The organism is Caproiciproducens sp. LBM24188 (assembly GCF_054130445.1).
On record NZ_CP196862.1, the window covers coordinates 632,279 to 646,716 of the forward strand.

General features: G+C 52.9%; 12 protein-coding genes and 1 other annotated feature. All 12 genes read left to right on the forward strand.

The window, feature by feature from the left end:
* Nucleotides 1-345 precede the first annotated feature (345 nt).
* The 12 genes from ACSVDI_RS02905 to cysS all read left to right on the forward strand — a co-directional run bounded on the left by ACSVDI_RS02905 (nt 346) and on the right by cysS (nt 14,411).
* Nucleotides 346-1,992 carry a hypothetical protein gene (locus ACSVDI_RS02905; RefSeq protein ID WP_457944581.1) on the forward strand — a complete coding sequence of 549 codons (1,647 nt, stop codon included), beginning with the start codon at nt 346-348 and terminating at the stop codon, nt 1,990-1,992.
* A 224-nt stretch (nt 1,993-2,216) separates the two neighbouring features.
* Nucleotides 2,217-3,557, forward strand: coding sequence for an FG-GAP-like repeat-containing protein (locus ACSVDI_RS02910; protein ID WP_457944582.1), 1,341 nt, complete (start codon nt 2,217-2,219; stop codon nt 3,555-3,557).
* Between the two features lie 35 nt (nt 3,558-3,592).
* Entirely contained in the window at nt 3,593-4,297 is a 705-nt protein-coding gene (locus ACSVDI_RS02915) for a response regulator transcription factor (RefSeq protein WP_457944584.1), read from the forward strand.
* Nucleotides 4,298-4,354: 57 nt separating this feature from the next.
* Entirely contained in the window at nt 4,355-5,824 is a 1,470-nt protein-coding gene (locus ACSVDI_RS02920; RefSeq protein WP_457944586.1) for a sensor histidine kinase, read from the forward strand.
* Complete coding sequence (locus ACSVDI_RS02925; RefSeq protein WP_457944588.1) at nt 5,817-6,770, forward strand: DUF1385 domain-containing protein; 954 nt, start codon at nt 5,817-5,819, stop codon at nt 6,768-6,770. Before ACSVDI_RS02920 ends, ACSVDI_RS02925 begins: the two co-directional genes overlap by 8 nt.
* Nucleotides 6,767-7,654, forward strand: coding sequence for a peptide chain release factor N(5)-glutamine methyltransferase (prmC, locus tag ACSVDI_RS02930; RefSeq protein ID WP_457944590.1), 888 nt, complete (start codon nt 6,767-6,769; stop codon nt 7,652-7,654). Before ACSVDI_RS02925 ends, prmC begins: the two co-directional genes overlap by 4 nt.
* Nucleotides 7,655-7,821: 167 nt before the next feature.
* Nucleotides 7,822-8,946: a recombinase RecA gene (gene recA, locus ACSVDI_RS02935; RefSeq protein ID WP_457944592.1), complete on the forward strand. Its 1,125-nt coding sequence runs from the start codon at nt 7,822-7,824 to the stop codon at nt 8,944-8,946.
* A 2-nt stretch (nt 8,947-8,948) separates the two neighbouring features.
* Complete coding sequence (locus ACSVDI_RS02940; RefSeq protein ID WP_457944594.1) at nt 8,949-9,560, forward strand: regulatory protein RecX; 612 nt, start codon at nt 8,949-8,951, stop codon at nt 9,558-9,560.
* A 213-nt stretch (nt 9,561-9,773) separates the two neighbouring features.
* On the forward strand, nt 9,774-11,105 hold the full coding sequence (gene rimO, locus ACSVDI_RS02945) for a 30S ribosomal protein S12 methylthiotransferase RimO (RefSeq protein WP_457944595.1): 1,332 nt from the start codon (nt 9,774-9,776) through the stop codon (nt 11,103-11,105).
* Nucleotides 11,106-11,119: 14 nt separating this feature from the next.
* The gene (gene pgsA, locus ACSVDI_RS02950) at nt 11,120-11,683 is read left to right on the forward strand and encodes a CDP-diacylglycerol--glycerol-3-phosphate 3-phosphatidyltransferase (RefSeq protein WP_457944597.1); all 564 of its coding nucleotides are present in this window, start codon (nt 11,120-11,122) and stop codon (nt 11,681-11,683) included.
* A gap of 259 nt (nt 11,684-11,942) precedes the next feature.
* Nucleotides 11,943-12,160: a binding site (T-box leader), on the forward strand.
* A gap of 74 nt (nt 12,161-12,234) precedes the next feature.
* The gene (gene cysE / locus ACSVDI_RS02955) at nt 12,235-12,882 is read left to right on the forward strand and encodes a serine O-acetyltransferase (protein ID WP_457944599.1); all 648 of its coding nucleotides are present in this window, start codon (nt 12,235-12,237) and stop codon (nt 12,880-12,882) included.
* Between the two features lie 122 nt (nt 12,883-13,004).
* On the forward strand, nt 13,005-14,411 hold the full coding sequence (cysS, locus tag ACSVDI_RS02960; RefSeq protein ID WP_457944601.1) for a cysteine--tRNA ligase: 1,407 nt from the start codon (nt 13,005-13,007) through the stop codon (nt 14,409-14,411).
* Nucleotides 14,412-14,438 lie beyond the last annotated feature (27 nt).

Below are 14,438 nucleotides of genomic sequence, written 5' to 3' on the forward strand. Positions count from 1 at the left end.
CGAATTACAGAATGCAGCGGAAATGTGTGAAGGTTATTTACTTTCCATAATTTTACATTTAATCGCGTCACAACACGCATGAATCCTATTGCGTAAAGGGGTTCTGCTATACAGTATTACCGCTGCGGAAAGGCCAAAATATTTTGCACGGCCGCTGCTGCAAACAAATTCACTTTTAAGCAAGGCGGCGAACGTTTTGGTCACACATTTTTAAAGGCACCTATATTTGCGACAATTAATTCCTAAAATCTACTTTTTATTTGTCCGATATTATTGTATAATGTTAAAAATGGAATTAATATGCTTTATGCATTCTATTTCTGTCAGGATAAAGAGGTTTGAATTATGGAAACGATACCATCGCCTAATCCTTTACCTAAGCCAATCCCAAAAACCGAACCAAAGCCGAAATTGGCATCGAAGGCCAAAGCTGAGCCAAAGTCGAAACTCGAGCCTAAGTCCAAATCGGAGTTAAAGTCGAAATCGGACCCCAAACTCGAGCCGAAGCTGAATCTGTTTTGGCCCAGTGTGATTGTTTCTGCCGTTTTTGTTCTATCACTGGTCCCGCTGATTTGGATTGCCCTGTACGACCACCCCAGTACGGGTGATTTTATCTATGGGCTGGAAGCTTCGAAGGCCATTGCAAAGTCCGGCTCCCTTTTCAGCGTGTTCCCCGCGGCAGCTCAATCGGTTCATACTGCCTTTGCGGGCGGGCAGGGCAATTTCGCCGCAGTCTTTTTCATGTCCCTAACGCCGTCTGCTGTTTCGGAACAAGCCTATTGGATTACGCCGCTGCTCGCGATTGCGGGCTTCCTGCTTGCAAACCTGCTGCTGTTTAAGCAGGTTCTAATGAATACCCTGAAAGCCAACCTTTGGGCTTATTTTCTGTTCAGCGCTGTTTCTATTGGAATGTCGCTCAACTTTTTGCCATCCCCCGCACAGGGCCTTTATTGGTACAGCGGGACGGTGCTTTACACGGGATGCTACTCCCTATTTCTGATTGTAGTCAGCCTGGTGCTGCTGTTCTACCGTGCAAAAAAGCTGCCCATGAAAATACTCTGCGGTGTGATTGTGGTGGTTGCTTCTGTCCTGTTAGGGGGCGGAAACGGCTCCACAGCGCTGCTGACCATAGTGGTTCTGGCTGCTCTGGCGGTTTTGGGGTTCCTGAAGAGAACGATTCGCGCAGTTCTGCCTGCGGTGTCGGTTTTTCTTGCTACCGAGGCACTTCTGTTCAGCGTGTTCGCTACCATGCAGACTCCCATCCATCATGGGGCTCTGATTGAATTTTCTGCCCTGCCCGGTGCCTTCCTCAATTCCTTGAAAGCGGCGCTGGTTTACCCGTATCAGTGGACAACCCCGCTGGTTGTACTTGCGGCTCTTTTCCTCATTTTGCCGATTAGCAGCATTGTGCGGACCTCCAAGTTTTCCTTCCGGCTTCCGCTTCTTGTTCCGGCGGCGAGCTTTGTGGTGCTGTTTTTGCAGTTCCTGCCTTCCTACTACACCTGGGGAACCGTGGAGGCGCCCGGACTTTTGAATATCGTTTATTTCAGCTATGTTTTTCTTGTGTTGGTGAATCTGTTCTACTTTACCGGTTGGCTGTTCCGGCAGTTTGCAAAGCCGGAATCGAAGGATGCCGAACAAATGGTGTTCCAGCGCTGGGTCAGCCTGAGCCAGAAGTATGTGTTCCCGGTGCTGATCGTGTTCGGCGTGCTGTTTTCCCTCAGCTGTGTTGGTTCCAACAATGTGAGAAAGATTACCAGCGCGAGCGCGGTCATTTCCATCTTGGACGGGGAAGCCGCGCAGTACCATGGCGAGCTTTCTCAGAGACGGACCGTTTACCAAAAGTCACAACAAAAGGACGTAACGGTCAAACCACTTTCCGCAAAACCCTATGTTTTATATGTTGGCGACCTACAGGCCGATCCAAACGCTCCGGAAAATGTGGCGGTTTCGAAGTATTACGACTTAAAATCAGTAACCCAAAAGCCGTAAAAGCGTAAAAAAATGCCGTCCCGCACAAGCGGGGCGGCATTTTATTTACAGTTTTGATACTGTTTTTTTAACTGCTATATGCTATAATAAATAATCATGCCGGGGGGCTGCCGCTCCCGTAAACCCGTGGCGGCCCTGTGAATTTCAGAAGGAAGAACGGCCAATCATTTTTAATAAAGTTCAGGATTTATGATTTTGCCTTGGAATGGAAAGGGAGAAATGCCTTGAAGCTGAAACTGACCGCTGTTGTTCTTGCGCTTTCGCTGCTCCTTTCCGGGTGCTCGTTTGCGGGCCTGGACGCGGAAACCTTGATGCGCCCGCCCAAGCCCACCGGGGAAAAGGCAGGCATCCATGCGCTGCTGGAAAGCAAGGCCGGCGAAAAGATTACGCTGAAATATCCCAGCAGCGGCGACTACCGCTCCGCCATTATTACCCACGATATCTGCGGGGATAAAAAAGACGAAGCCATGGCGATTTACCAGAAAGGCGACGAGTCCACCGGAACCAACCTGATGTTCATGATGAAGCAGGACGGCCAGTGGACGGGAGTCGGCTTTTTCAACAACCCTGCGGCACAGGTGGATAAGGTCTGCTTCGGTGACCTGAACGGCGACGGAAAAGACGACGTGGTGGTCGGCTGGGGCAGCAGCCTGAACAGCACCAGCACGATCTGTGTATATTATTATAAAAATGGAAAAATGAACGAGCTGAAGCTGAATCAGCCCTATACGGAGATGACCGTGATGGATTTCGACGGGGATGGCTGCGATGAAATCTTTACCGCCAATGTCAGCTCCGGGGACGACCCTGCCCTTGCACGGCTGTATTCCGTCCGGAAAAATACGGCGGAGATTATCGGTTCCTGCCGGATGGACAGCGGGGTAAGCAAATATGCCTCTATGCAGTCGGGCCTGATTAACGAAAAGCAGAACGGCGTTGTGTTGGACGGCTTTAAAAATGCCACGACCCTGGTTACAGAGCTTTTGTACTGGGACAAAACGTCAAAAACGCTGTGCTCCCCGTTTTATGATGGAAAGACGAAAAGCGCCAATACGGCGCAGCGCAGCACTTCGGTAGTGTCCAAAGATATTAACGGGGATAAAATTATTGAAGTGCCCCTGGTTAGCCTGATGCCCGGTTATACCGGATCTTCAGCGGACGATGCGGCTTATATGACCAACTGGAACCGCTACGACACCAAGACCAACACGTTTGTGCGCGTTATGAGCATGGTGGTGAATTATTCCGACGGCTATTGGTTCCTAATCCCCGACGTGTGGCAGGGGAAAATTACGACGAAAACCGACACCGCAACCCGGACGATCACATTTTATGAATGGTCGCCCGCAAAGAAGAACCCGGTCGGGGTAACCGGCGCGCCGCTGCTGAAAATTCAGGTTTTCTCTCAGGCGGAATGGGAGAAAGGTATGGGCACATCCGGCTTTTTCAAGCTTCTTGACAACAACAATCTTGTTTTTGCGGCAAGCTGCCCGTCCCCGGGCCGGCCGCTTTCGTTGAGTACGGAGGACGTAAAGGCCAGCTTTCAACTGATTAATTCGGATTAGGCGCTGCGCCAAGACCGGAACGGAGGAATAAATCGATGAAAAGAATACTGGTGGCGGAGGATGAACAGGCAATCCGCGAATTTGTAGTCATCAATCTAAAACGAGCCGGATACGACTGTCTTGAGGCGGCCAACGGCGACGAGGCCATGCAGATTTATAATCGGGAGCAGGGCAATATTGACGTTGCCGTGCTGGATATTATGATGCCCGGGCAGATGGACGGTCTGGCGGTATGCAAGGAGCTGCGTGCCAAAAGCGGTTCCATCGGCATTATTCTTCTTACGGCTAAAACGCAGGAGATGGATAAGGTAAGCGGGCTGATGATGGGCGCAGACGACTATGTGACAAAACCGTTCAGCCCCAGCGAATTGGTGGCCCGCGTAGATGCTGTTTACCGGCGCGTTGCGCTGGAACAGATGCGCAATGAAAACAATTTCAAGGAAGAGATTGTATCCGGCGACTTTTCGCTGAACCTGCGCAACCGTACGCTGATGAAGAAGGGCGTTCCGGTGGAACTGACGCAGGTGGAATTTCAGATTATGGAGTATTTCTTTTCCAACCCGAAAACGGCGTTGGACCGCACCGATATTTTAAAGCATGTGTGGGGCGACGCGTATTTCGGGGAAGAAAAAATTGTGGACGTCAATATCCGCAGACTGCGGATGAAAATTGAGGAAGAGCCTTCCAACCCACAGCACATCATTACGGTCTGGGGGCTGGGCTATAAATGGGAGGCATAAAGCGGGCAAGGCATTGACCGCTGCTTAAGCCGGCAATCTTTTTGGAGGGGTGAGCAGATGAAGGCAACAGGAATTATCAAGCGATGGCTGCTGAACAGCCTCGGCGTCATCCTGCTGATTTTAGTGATGCTTGTCCTGACGCTTTCGCTGGTCATTCAAAGCTATGTGTATAACGGCATTCAGCAGGCCATTAACGGCCGCTCGGGCGAGCTGACCAATGTGTTTGCTGATTACGGCAGAAAATCCGCCAAGGAATTCAGCACGGCCGCGCGAAACTATGTGGAAAACTTTCCGAATAAGGAAAGTATGGAGCTGATGGTTTACAATTCCAACGGGAAAATCATTATTACATCGGTCGGGTTTGACCCGGACCAGACGCAGCCAATGCCGGACTACAAAGCCGCGCTCAAAAGCGCGGACGGTTATGGCACCTGGACGGGCAAGCTGACCAGCGGGGAAAAGGTGATGGCGGTTACCCGTGTGATGCGCAACGATTACGGCAGTTTTGTCGGGGCCATCCGCTATGTGGTTTCGCTGGAGGAAGCCGACCGCCAGGTGTTTCTGATTGTCGGTATGCTGATTCTGGCCGGGCTTCTGGTTATCCTTTTTGTCATCATTTCCAGTTATTACTTTATGAATTCCATTATTTCGCCGATTAAGGAAATCGGCGCGACCGCTAAGCGCATTGCGCAGGGTGACTTTAATGTGCGCATTCGCAAGCAGAACGACGACGAAATTGGCCGCCTGTGCGACACGATTAATGAAATGGCGGACGAACTGGGCATGGCGGAAAAAATGAAGAACGATTTTATCTCCTCCGTTTCGCACGAACTGCGCACACCGCTTACAGCAATTAAGGGCTGGGCAGAAACCATGCAGGGCGGCGACATTGACCGCCAGACGCAGGAGCGGGGCATGTCCATCATCATTCATGAATCGGAGCGCCTTTCCGGCATTGTGGAGGAACTGCTCGACTTTTCCCGCATGCAGAGCGGCCGCATGACGCTTACCATGGATAAAATCGATATCCTCGCCGAACTGGGCGAGGCGGTTTACATGTTCAGTGAGCGGGCGAAAAACGAACATAAATTTCTGCTTTACGAAGAACCGGAAATTTTGTCGCCGGTTCTGGGCGATATCAATCGGTTAAGGCAGGTTTTTATTAATATTATTGACAACGCCCTAAAATATACCAGCGAGGGCGGCACCATCAGTGTGACCGCATCCGAATCGGACGGCATGATCCGCGTGGTCATCAGCGACAACGGCTGCGGAATCCCGGCGGAGCACCTGCCGAATGTAAAAAAGAAGTTCTACAAGGCAAATCAGACTATCCGCGGTTCCGGCATTGGGCTTGCCCTTGCGGATGAAATCATGGCGCTTCATTCCGGCAGTCTGGAAATTGAAAGCCACGAGGGTGTGGGCACCGCGGTGACGATTGCCATTCCGACCCTGAAACAGCTCGAAACCAAATTTACCGAAAACGAGGAAATGAAAGAAGAAAGGAATACCGAATTCAATGGCTAGAGAACAAACTAAATGCATCACCTCCATCGGCGGGCAGGCTCTTGTGGAGGGCATTATGATGCGCGGCCCGAAAAAAACCGAGGTCGCTGTGCGCCAGAGCGACGGAACAATTTCCCTGCAGCAAATGGAAACCCAGCCGCTCGGCGCAAAATATCCGTTTTTGAAATGGCCGTTTTTGCGCGGCATTGCGGCTCTGGTGGATTCGCTGGGGGCCGGGTATAAGGCGCTTGCCTACTCCGTGGAAAAATCCGGTTTGGAGGAGGACGAAGAGCCTTCGAAATTTGACCGGTGGGTCCAGGAGAAGTTCGGCGATAAAATGATGGGCGCAATTATGACGGCCTCCACTATACTGGGGGTTCTGCTGGCCATTGTACTGTTTTTCGCACTGCCAACCGTTCTTTTTAACCTGGTACGCGACTATATTTCCGGGCCGGCGATCAACGTGTGGCGTTCACCGGTGGAAGGAATTATGCGGATTCTGATTTTCCTGATTTACATCATTCTGGTATCCCGTATGCCGGAAATCCACCGTTTGTTTGAATACCACGGCGCGGAACATAAGACTATTTTCTGCTATGAAAACAATGAGGAGCTTACGGTGGAGAATGTGCGCCGCCACAGCCGCTTTCATCCCCGCTGCGGCACCAGTTTTATCGTTATTATGCTGATTTTGGGCATTTTGATCGGCTTTTTTATCCCGTTTTCCAACCCGGTTCTGCGCACGGTGGTGAAGCTGCTGTGCATTCCGATCGTTGTTGGGCTTGGCTACGAGATGATTCGGTTCTGCGGCCGGAACGACAACTGGCTGACGCACATTGTTTCCGCCCCCGGCATGTGGGTGCAGCATATTACAACCAAAGAACCGGACGACAGCATGATTGAAGTCGCCATTGCGGCGATGCAGGAGGTCATTCCGGAAAACGGAGAGGATAAGATTGTTCTGTGAGTGTTTGTAAAACGGAGTCCGGCGCAGCAACGCTGGGGCAGGTTTACCGGAAGGGCCGCCGCGCGCTTTCCCAGGCGGGAGTCGACAGCCCCGGGTTTGACGCGGACTGCCTGTTCCAAAAGGCGTTCGGTCTGGACCGCCAGAACCGCATCCTTCGGGATGACCAGCCCGCCGAACCGGAAAAAACGGAACAGTATTTGTGCGATATCCACGCGCGGGCAGAGGGCACCCCGCTGCAGTACCTGCTGGGGAAATGGCCGTTTCTGGATCTGGAACTTCGTGTGGGCGAAGGTGTGCTGATTCCCCGCGAGGAAACCGAGCTTTTGGTTCGCACCGCAGCGGAACTGCTTCAGCGCGTTGCTGCTCCCCGCATCATCGACCTCTGTTCCGGAACGGGGGCGGTGGCGCTCGGCCTTTCTACGCTTTTGCCCAGTGCGAAAATTACCGCCGCGGAGCTTTATTCCGGGGCGTATTCTTATTTGACGCGCAACGTGGCGGAAACCGGCCTTTCCCATGTGGAGCCCGTGCAGCTTGATGTGCTGGCTCCGGAAAGCGCGCAGTGTTATTCTGAATGGGACGGCATCGTTTCCAACCCGCCTTATGTGCGCACGGACGAGCTCCCAATCCTTCAGCGCGAGGTGCGCAGGGAGCCGGTCACAGCGCTGGAGGGTGGGGCGGACGGCCTGCTGTTTTACCGTGCCATTGCGCAAAACTGGCTGCCCCGGCTGAAACCGGGCGGCGTCGTTGCGGTGGAAATCGGAGAGCAGCAGGCGCAGGAGGTATCTGCCCTGTTCCGCACACAGGGCATTACACAGATTCGCGTGCACCGGGATTTCAACGGGCTGGAGCGGGTTGTCTGTGGAATCAAAGGAGAGAAATGTTAAACATTTGTTCGAAATTCTTGCCGGATTCTATTGATTTTATCCCCAAAATCGGATATAATTTTGAAATGAAATCAATTTGACACGCCTGCGGCAACGGGAGAAAACCGGAAGGGCGCTTCGGCAACGAAGGGCTCAAAACCGGGATCTGTGAAAGGATGGTTATCGATATGGCGACGACGGAGAAAACGGATAAGAGAGCAGCTCTGGAAACGGCGCTTGCACAAATAGAAAAGCAGTTCGGCAAGGGCGCGGTGATGCGCCTGGGCCAGAACGAGGCAATGCACGTGGAAGCGATTCCGACCGGTTCGCTTTCGCTGGATCTGGCGCTGGGTATCGGCGGGCTTCCCCGCGGCCGTATCGTGGAAATTTACGGGCCGGAAAGTTCCGGTAAAACAACACTGGCGCTGCATTGCATTGCGCAGGGGCAGAAAAACGGCGGCAACGCGGCGTTCATCGACGTCGAACACGCGCTGGACCCGGTGTATGCCCGCGCACTTGGCGTAGATGTGGATTCCCTGTTGGTTTCCCAGCCGGACACTGGTGAACAGGCGCTTGAAATTACGGAGGCACTCGTGCGTTCCGGTGCAATCGACGTCATCGTCATCGACTCCGTTGCGGCGCTGGTTCCCCGCGCGGAAATTGAAGGCGAAATGGGCGACAGCCATGTGGGCCTTCAGGCACGCCTAATGAGCCAGGCGCTCCGCAAACTGGCGGGTGCCATTTCCAAATCCAACTGTGTTGCCATTTTTATCAACCAGCTGCGTGAAAAAGTGGGCGTTATGTACGGCAGCCCCGAAGTAACCCCCGGCGGGCGTGCACTGAAGTTTTACGCTTCCGTCCGCATTGACATTCGAAAGATTGAAACCCTGAAGAACGGGACGGAACAAATCGGTTCGCGTACCCGTGCAAAAGTGGTAAAGAATAAAATTGCCCCGCCGTTCCGTGAAGCCGAATTTGACGTAATGTACGGCAGGGGAATTTCCCGTACGGGCGAGCTGTTGGACCTTGCCGTTAAGCTGGACATTATTCAGAAGAGCGGCGCGTGGTTCTCGTACAAGGAAAACCGCCTTGGGCAGGGCCGCGACAACGTGAAAACTTTCCTCGAGGAAAACACAGAAATAGCGAATGAGATTGAGCAGCAGGTCCGGGATAATATTGCGAAGCTTTACGCCAAGAACACGCCTGCTCCGGCCTCGGTGGCCAAACCAGTAGCGGTGGAAGCGCCCGCGGCGGCAAAGCCGGCTTCTTCCCGCGCGAAAAATGTCAACATCGACGTTGACGCGGATGACTGAGCATGCTCGTTACAGCGATTGAACCCCGCAGAAAAGGGCTTTCCGCGCTGTTTCTGGACGGCGAGTTTGCTATGAATCTGGATACGGAAACCCTGCTGAAAGCCGGGATGAAGCCCGGCGTGGAACTGGATGACGAGCAGCTTCACACGCTGATTCAGTCCAGTGACCGCCGCCGCGCGGAGGAAAAGGCACTTTTTTTGCTGGAACACCGCAGCCATTCCCAAAAGGAGCTGGCAGACAAAATCAGCCGCGTTGCCTCCCGGGAAGCCGCGGAGGCTGCTGCCGCGCGCATGGCGGAGCTTGGCCTGGTGGATGATGAAGCCTACGCGAAATCCCTTGCCGCCGAACTGTTGAACCGCAAGGGATATTCCGCCGCGCGTGCGCGGCAGGAGCTGCAGCGCAGGGGCATTGACCGGGAACTGGCCCAACAGGTGGTGGAGGAATCCGCACCCGACCCAGTCGAGAAACTGATGGAGCTGATTCAACGGCGCTATGCCGGGAATTTGGCGGAGGAAAAGGGCCGCCGCCGCTGCATAGCCGCTTTGCAGCGGCTTGGCTATCATTGGGATGATATCCGCACGGCGCTGCGTCGTGTGGGCGGCGAAGTGGAGTAGCTTTCCCGCCTTTGGGCGGATAAAATTATCGGAATGATCCAATATAAAATGATTCATAATTAACAGACAGGGGAAGTTTGAAATATCTTTCAAACATAAAGTTTTGTCTTTCCCGCAAAAAAGCAGGGCGGGAATTTGGTATACGGCGCAACGCCGTACATGCCTGCACCGTCAAAACCTCCGGTCGACCGTGAAAGGATGGTCACAACAAACATGGCATATCGAATCGGAATGGTGAGCCTCGGCTGCGCCAAAAATCAGGTGGACGCAGAAATGATGATGGCGTCGCTGAAAAAATCCGGTTATCTTCTGGCAAACGACCCCGCAATGGCGGATGTCGCCATCGTCAATACCTGCGGCTTTATCGACGCCGCCAAACAGGAGTCCATCGATGAGATTCTGGAGTTGGCCAAGCTGAAGGCCGAAGGGAAAATTAAGGCGATTGTGGTCACTGGCTGCATGGCGGAACGCTACCGCGAGGAAATCCGCAAAGAGCTTCCGGAAGTGGATGCAGTCGTCGGCATCGGCGCAGACAGCGGAATTGCCGAAGTAATCCAGCAGGTGCTGGATGGCAAAAAAACAGAAACGTTCCCGGAAAAGACGCTGCTGCCGCTGGAAGGGGAACGCGCCCTTTCCACCCCTAGCTATTTCGCTTACCTGAAAATTGCGGAGGGCTGCGACAACCGCTGCGCTTACTGTGCCATTCCGTTTATCCGCGGGGCGTACCGTTCCCGCACCATGGAAAATATTCTGGAGGAAGCGCGCGGGCTTGCTCGGAACGGTGTGAAGGAATTGGTGCTGATCGCGCAGGATACGACTAAATACGGCCGCGACTTGACCGGTAAGCTGATGCTTCCGCAGCTGCTGCGCGAGCTTTGCAAAATCGAAGGAATCGAATGGATTCGTATTCTGTATTGTTACCCGGATGCCATTACGGACGAATTGATTGACACCATCGCTTCGGAGCCGAAAATTGTCAAATATATCGACCTTCCGCTCCAGCACTGCAGTGCGCGGCTTTTAAAGGCGATGCGCCGTTCCGGCAGCCGTGAGGAGCTGACGGCGCTGATTCAGAAAATGCGCGCACGCATTCCGAATTTGATTCTGCGCACCACTTTGATTACCGGTTTCCCCGGGGAAACCGAGGAAGACTTTACCGAACTTGCAGAATTTGTGCGCGAAATTAAATTCGAACGCCTTGGCTGCTTTGCCTATTCCAGGGAGGAAGGCACCGCGGCCGCCGAAATGCCTGACCAAATTGACGACGAAGTCAAGCAGCACCGCATGGAGCTGATTATGGAAGAGCAGATGGGGCTGATGCAGGAATGGGGCGAAAGCTTCATCGGAAAGACCCAGCGCATTCTGGTAGAGGGCTTCGACCGTTACGCGGAGTGCTGGTTCGGCCGTTCTTACGCGGATGCGCCGGACATTGACGGCAAGGTTTTCTTTACGGTATCGGGCAAAAAGCCGAAGCCAGGCGATTTTATACAGGTCAAAATCACGGATTGCGTGGATGGCGACCTGACCGGCGAACAACTGAACTGAAGGAGGCGCCGTAATTGAATCTTCCCAATAAACTAACCCTTTTTCGAATGATACTGGTTCCGTTTTTTGTGGCGGCCGTTTTGGTGCCCGCCCTGCCGAACCACTATTTGTGGGCGCTTTTGCTGTTCCTTATTGCATCGTACACCGATCATTTGGATGGCAAGCTGGCGCGCAAATATAATCAGGTCACCAATTTCGGCAAATTCCTTGACCCGGTTGCAGATAAAATACTGGTGATTTCCGCGCTGGTTTGTTTTGTTCAGCTCGGGTTTGCGCAGACCTGGTGTGTTCTTCTCATCATCGCACGGGAGTTTATTGTGACCTCTATCCGTTTGGTCGCGGTGGACGGGGGAAAGGTGATTGCCGCCAACAAGTGGGGCAAAACCAAAACCGTCAGCCAGCTGATTTCTATCTCCGTCATCCTGCTGCTGCAGTATCTGCTTGAGCTTTCCATCGGCAGTGCACTGCTTTTCCAGATGATCGGCGATATTACGATTTATATTGCCACGCTGCTGACCGTAATTTCCGGCGTTACCTATGTTCAGCAGAATTTCGCATTGATCCGCACTGCGAAATAATGGTTTGGAAAATATGTCTTATTGATTCATACGCTTCTTGTCCACCCTTTCGAAGCATGGTGGAGGCACATAGATTTTCTTGTGAAAAATGTGCAAGAAAACAGCCTTATAAATAGTAAACATATCATATAAGTATATAAAATTGAATATAAACGACAGCGAAACCTTCCGCCGAAGGGTTTACATTGCCGAGTGTTTGGTATATACTATTGTCACATTCTTTACGATTGTTAATATACTGTGTTATAGTATTGAATCGAAAAATGCGTTGAACGGAAGAAGTACCCGCAGAGGAAGCACCAGAGAGAAGGCGTCACCGGCTGAAAGCGCCTTTTGCAGAGCATGCGGCAAAATGCATCCGTGAGCAGGCGGAGGGAACCGGGAGCATTCCCCTAGTATCCCCGCACGGCAGGCACCGTTACCGGCCCCAAAGCGATAAAACGGAGTGGAACCGCGGCAAAATTGGCCGCCTCCGTCCCTTTTGGGGCGAAGGCGGCTTTTTGTGCGGGCGGATGATTTCTCGCTCCGTGGAGATCATACTGGAGGGTATTATGTTTCGTCAGCTAAAAGAAGAACTCGATTCCATTATTGACCGCGACCCCGCCGCAAGGTCAAGGCTGGAAGTGTATTTTCTGTACTCCGGGTTCAAAGCGGTTCGCGCTTACCGCCGGGCGCACTGGTTTTATCAGCACAACATGAAGTTTATTGCCCGGTATATTTCCCAGCGTGCCCGCCACAAAACGGGAATTGAAATCCACCCCGGCGCAAAAATCGGGAAGGGCCTTTTCATTGACCACGGCATGGGCGTGGTCATTGGGGAGACCACCGAAATCGGCGACAACTGCACCCTGTATCAGGGGGTAACTCTTGGCGGAACCGGCAAGGATCACGGCAAACGCCATCCGACTCTGGGGAACAATGTGATGGTGGGTTCGGGGGCAAAAATTCTGGGGCCGTTCCGTGTGGGCGACAACGCCCGCGTGGCAGCGGGCGCCGTCGTGCTGGACGAAGTGCCGGACAACGCTACCGCCGTGGGTGTACCGGCGCGGGTGGTCCGCCTGAACGGCCAGCGCATTGGTGACCTGGACCAGATTCACGTTTCGGACCCGGTTTCACAGGAACTTTGCCGTATGAGTTTTGAATTAGAGAAAATGCAGAAGCGTTTAAATGATATTAACTGCCTGAGAGAGACAAAATAGGGGGAAAGAATTTTTTCACCCGGACTTGGCTGATTGGCCAGATTTGGGTAAGAATGCCAACCTTTTTGAAAGGGCTTGCATCTTTGCTTAGAACAGGAAACCCGGAAAGGATATGAAATAAAATGGAAATTTACAACACGCTGACGCGCCAAAAAGAAGAGTTTGTTCCCATTACTGCCGGTGAGGTGAAAATTTACGCGTGCGGGCCGACCGTTTACAACTACATCCATATTGGAAACGCCCGGCCAATCTGCGTATTCGATGTGCTTCGGCGCTACCTGGAATACCGCGGCATGAAGGTGACCTATGTTCAGAACTTCACCGACATCGATGACAAAATCATTCGAAAGGCGAATGAAGAGGGCACGGATTACCTGACGGTTTCCCGGCGGTTCATCGACGAATACCGCACGGACGCGAAGGGCCTGAATGTCCGCCCAGCCACCATTCACCCGTTGGCCACCGAAAATATTGATGAAATTATTCAGATGGTTTCCGACCTGATTGACAAGGGATATGCGTATCCTGCGGAAAATGGCGACGTTTACTTCCGCACTCTGAAAGACCCGAATTACGGAAAACTGTCGCATCAGCCGCTGGAGGATCTTCAGACCGGCGCGCGTATTGCAACCGGAGAAATTAAGGAAGACGCCATGGACTTTGCCCTTTGGAAGGGCGCAAAGCCAGGCGAGCCGAGTTGGACCTCCCCGTGGGGCGAAGGCCGCCCGGGTTGGCACATTGAGTGCTCTTCCATGGTGCGCCGCTATTTGGGCAAAACCATCGACATTCACTGCGGCGGACAGGACCTGATTTTCCCGCACCATGAAAACGAGATTGCGCAGAGCGAATGCTGCAACGGCGCGCCGTTTGCCAACTACTGGATGCATAACGGCTATATCAATGTGGACAACCGCAAAATGAGCAAGAGCCTGAACAACTTCTTTACGGTCCGCGATGTGGCGCAGCAGTATGGTTACGAGCCCATCCGCTATCTGATGGTTTCTTCCCACTACCGCACGCCCATCAACTACAGCGCGGAAATTATTGAACAGTGCAAATCTGCGCTGGAACGCCTGTATAACTGCCGCGACAACCTGGAATTCCTGATGAAGAACGTCCCCTCCGGGCAGAAAGAGGGCGAACGCGAAGTGATGCGCCGCCTGGAAGGATATCAGGACCACTTTATCGAAGCGATGGAAGACGACCTGAACACTGCGGACGCCGTTTCCGCACTGTTTGACCTTGCGCGCGACATCAATACCAATATCAACGCTTCCACTAATCCGTCCAAAGAGCTTTGCTCTTTCGCACTGAAGCTCTTTACCGAACTCGCGGATGTGCTCGGTCTGCTGTATCAGAAGAAGGAAGAAACCCACGACGAGGAAATCGAAGCGCTGATCGCACAGCGCGCGGAAGCAAGGAAGAATAAAGACTGGGCCACGGCCGACCGTATCCGCGACGAACTCAAGGCGCGCCATGTCATTTTGGAGGATACCCCGCAAGGCATCAAGTGGAAATTTGAATCGTAATCCGTGCGTTTCAGTTCAGTGAAGAAG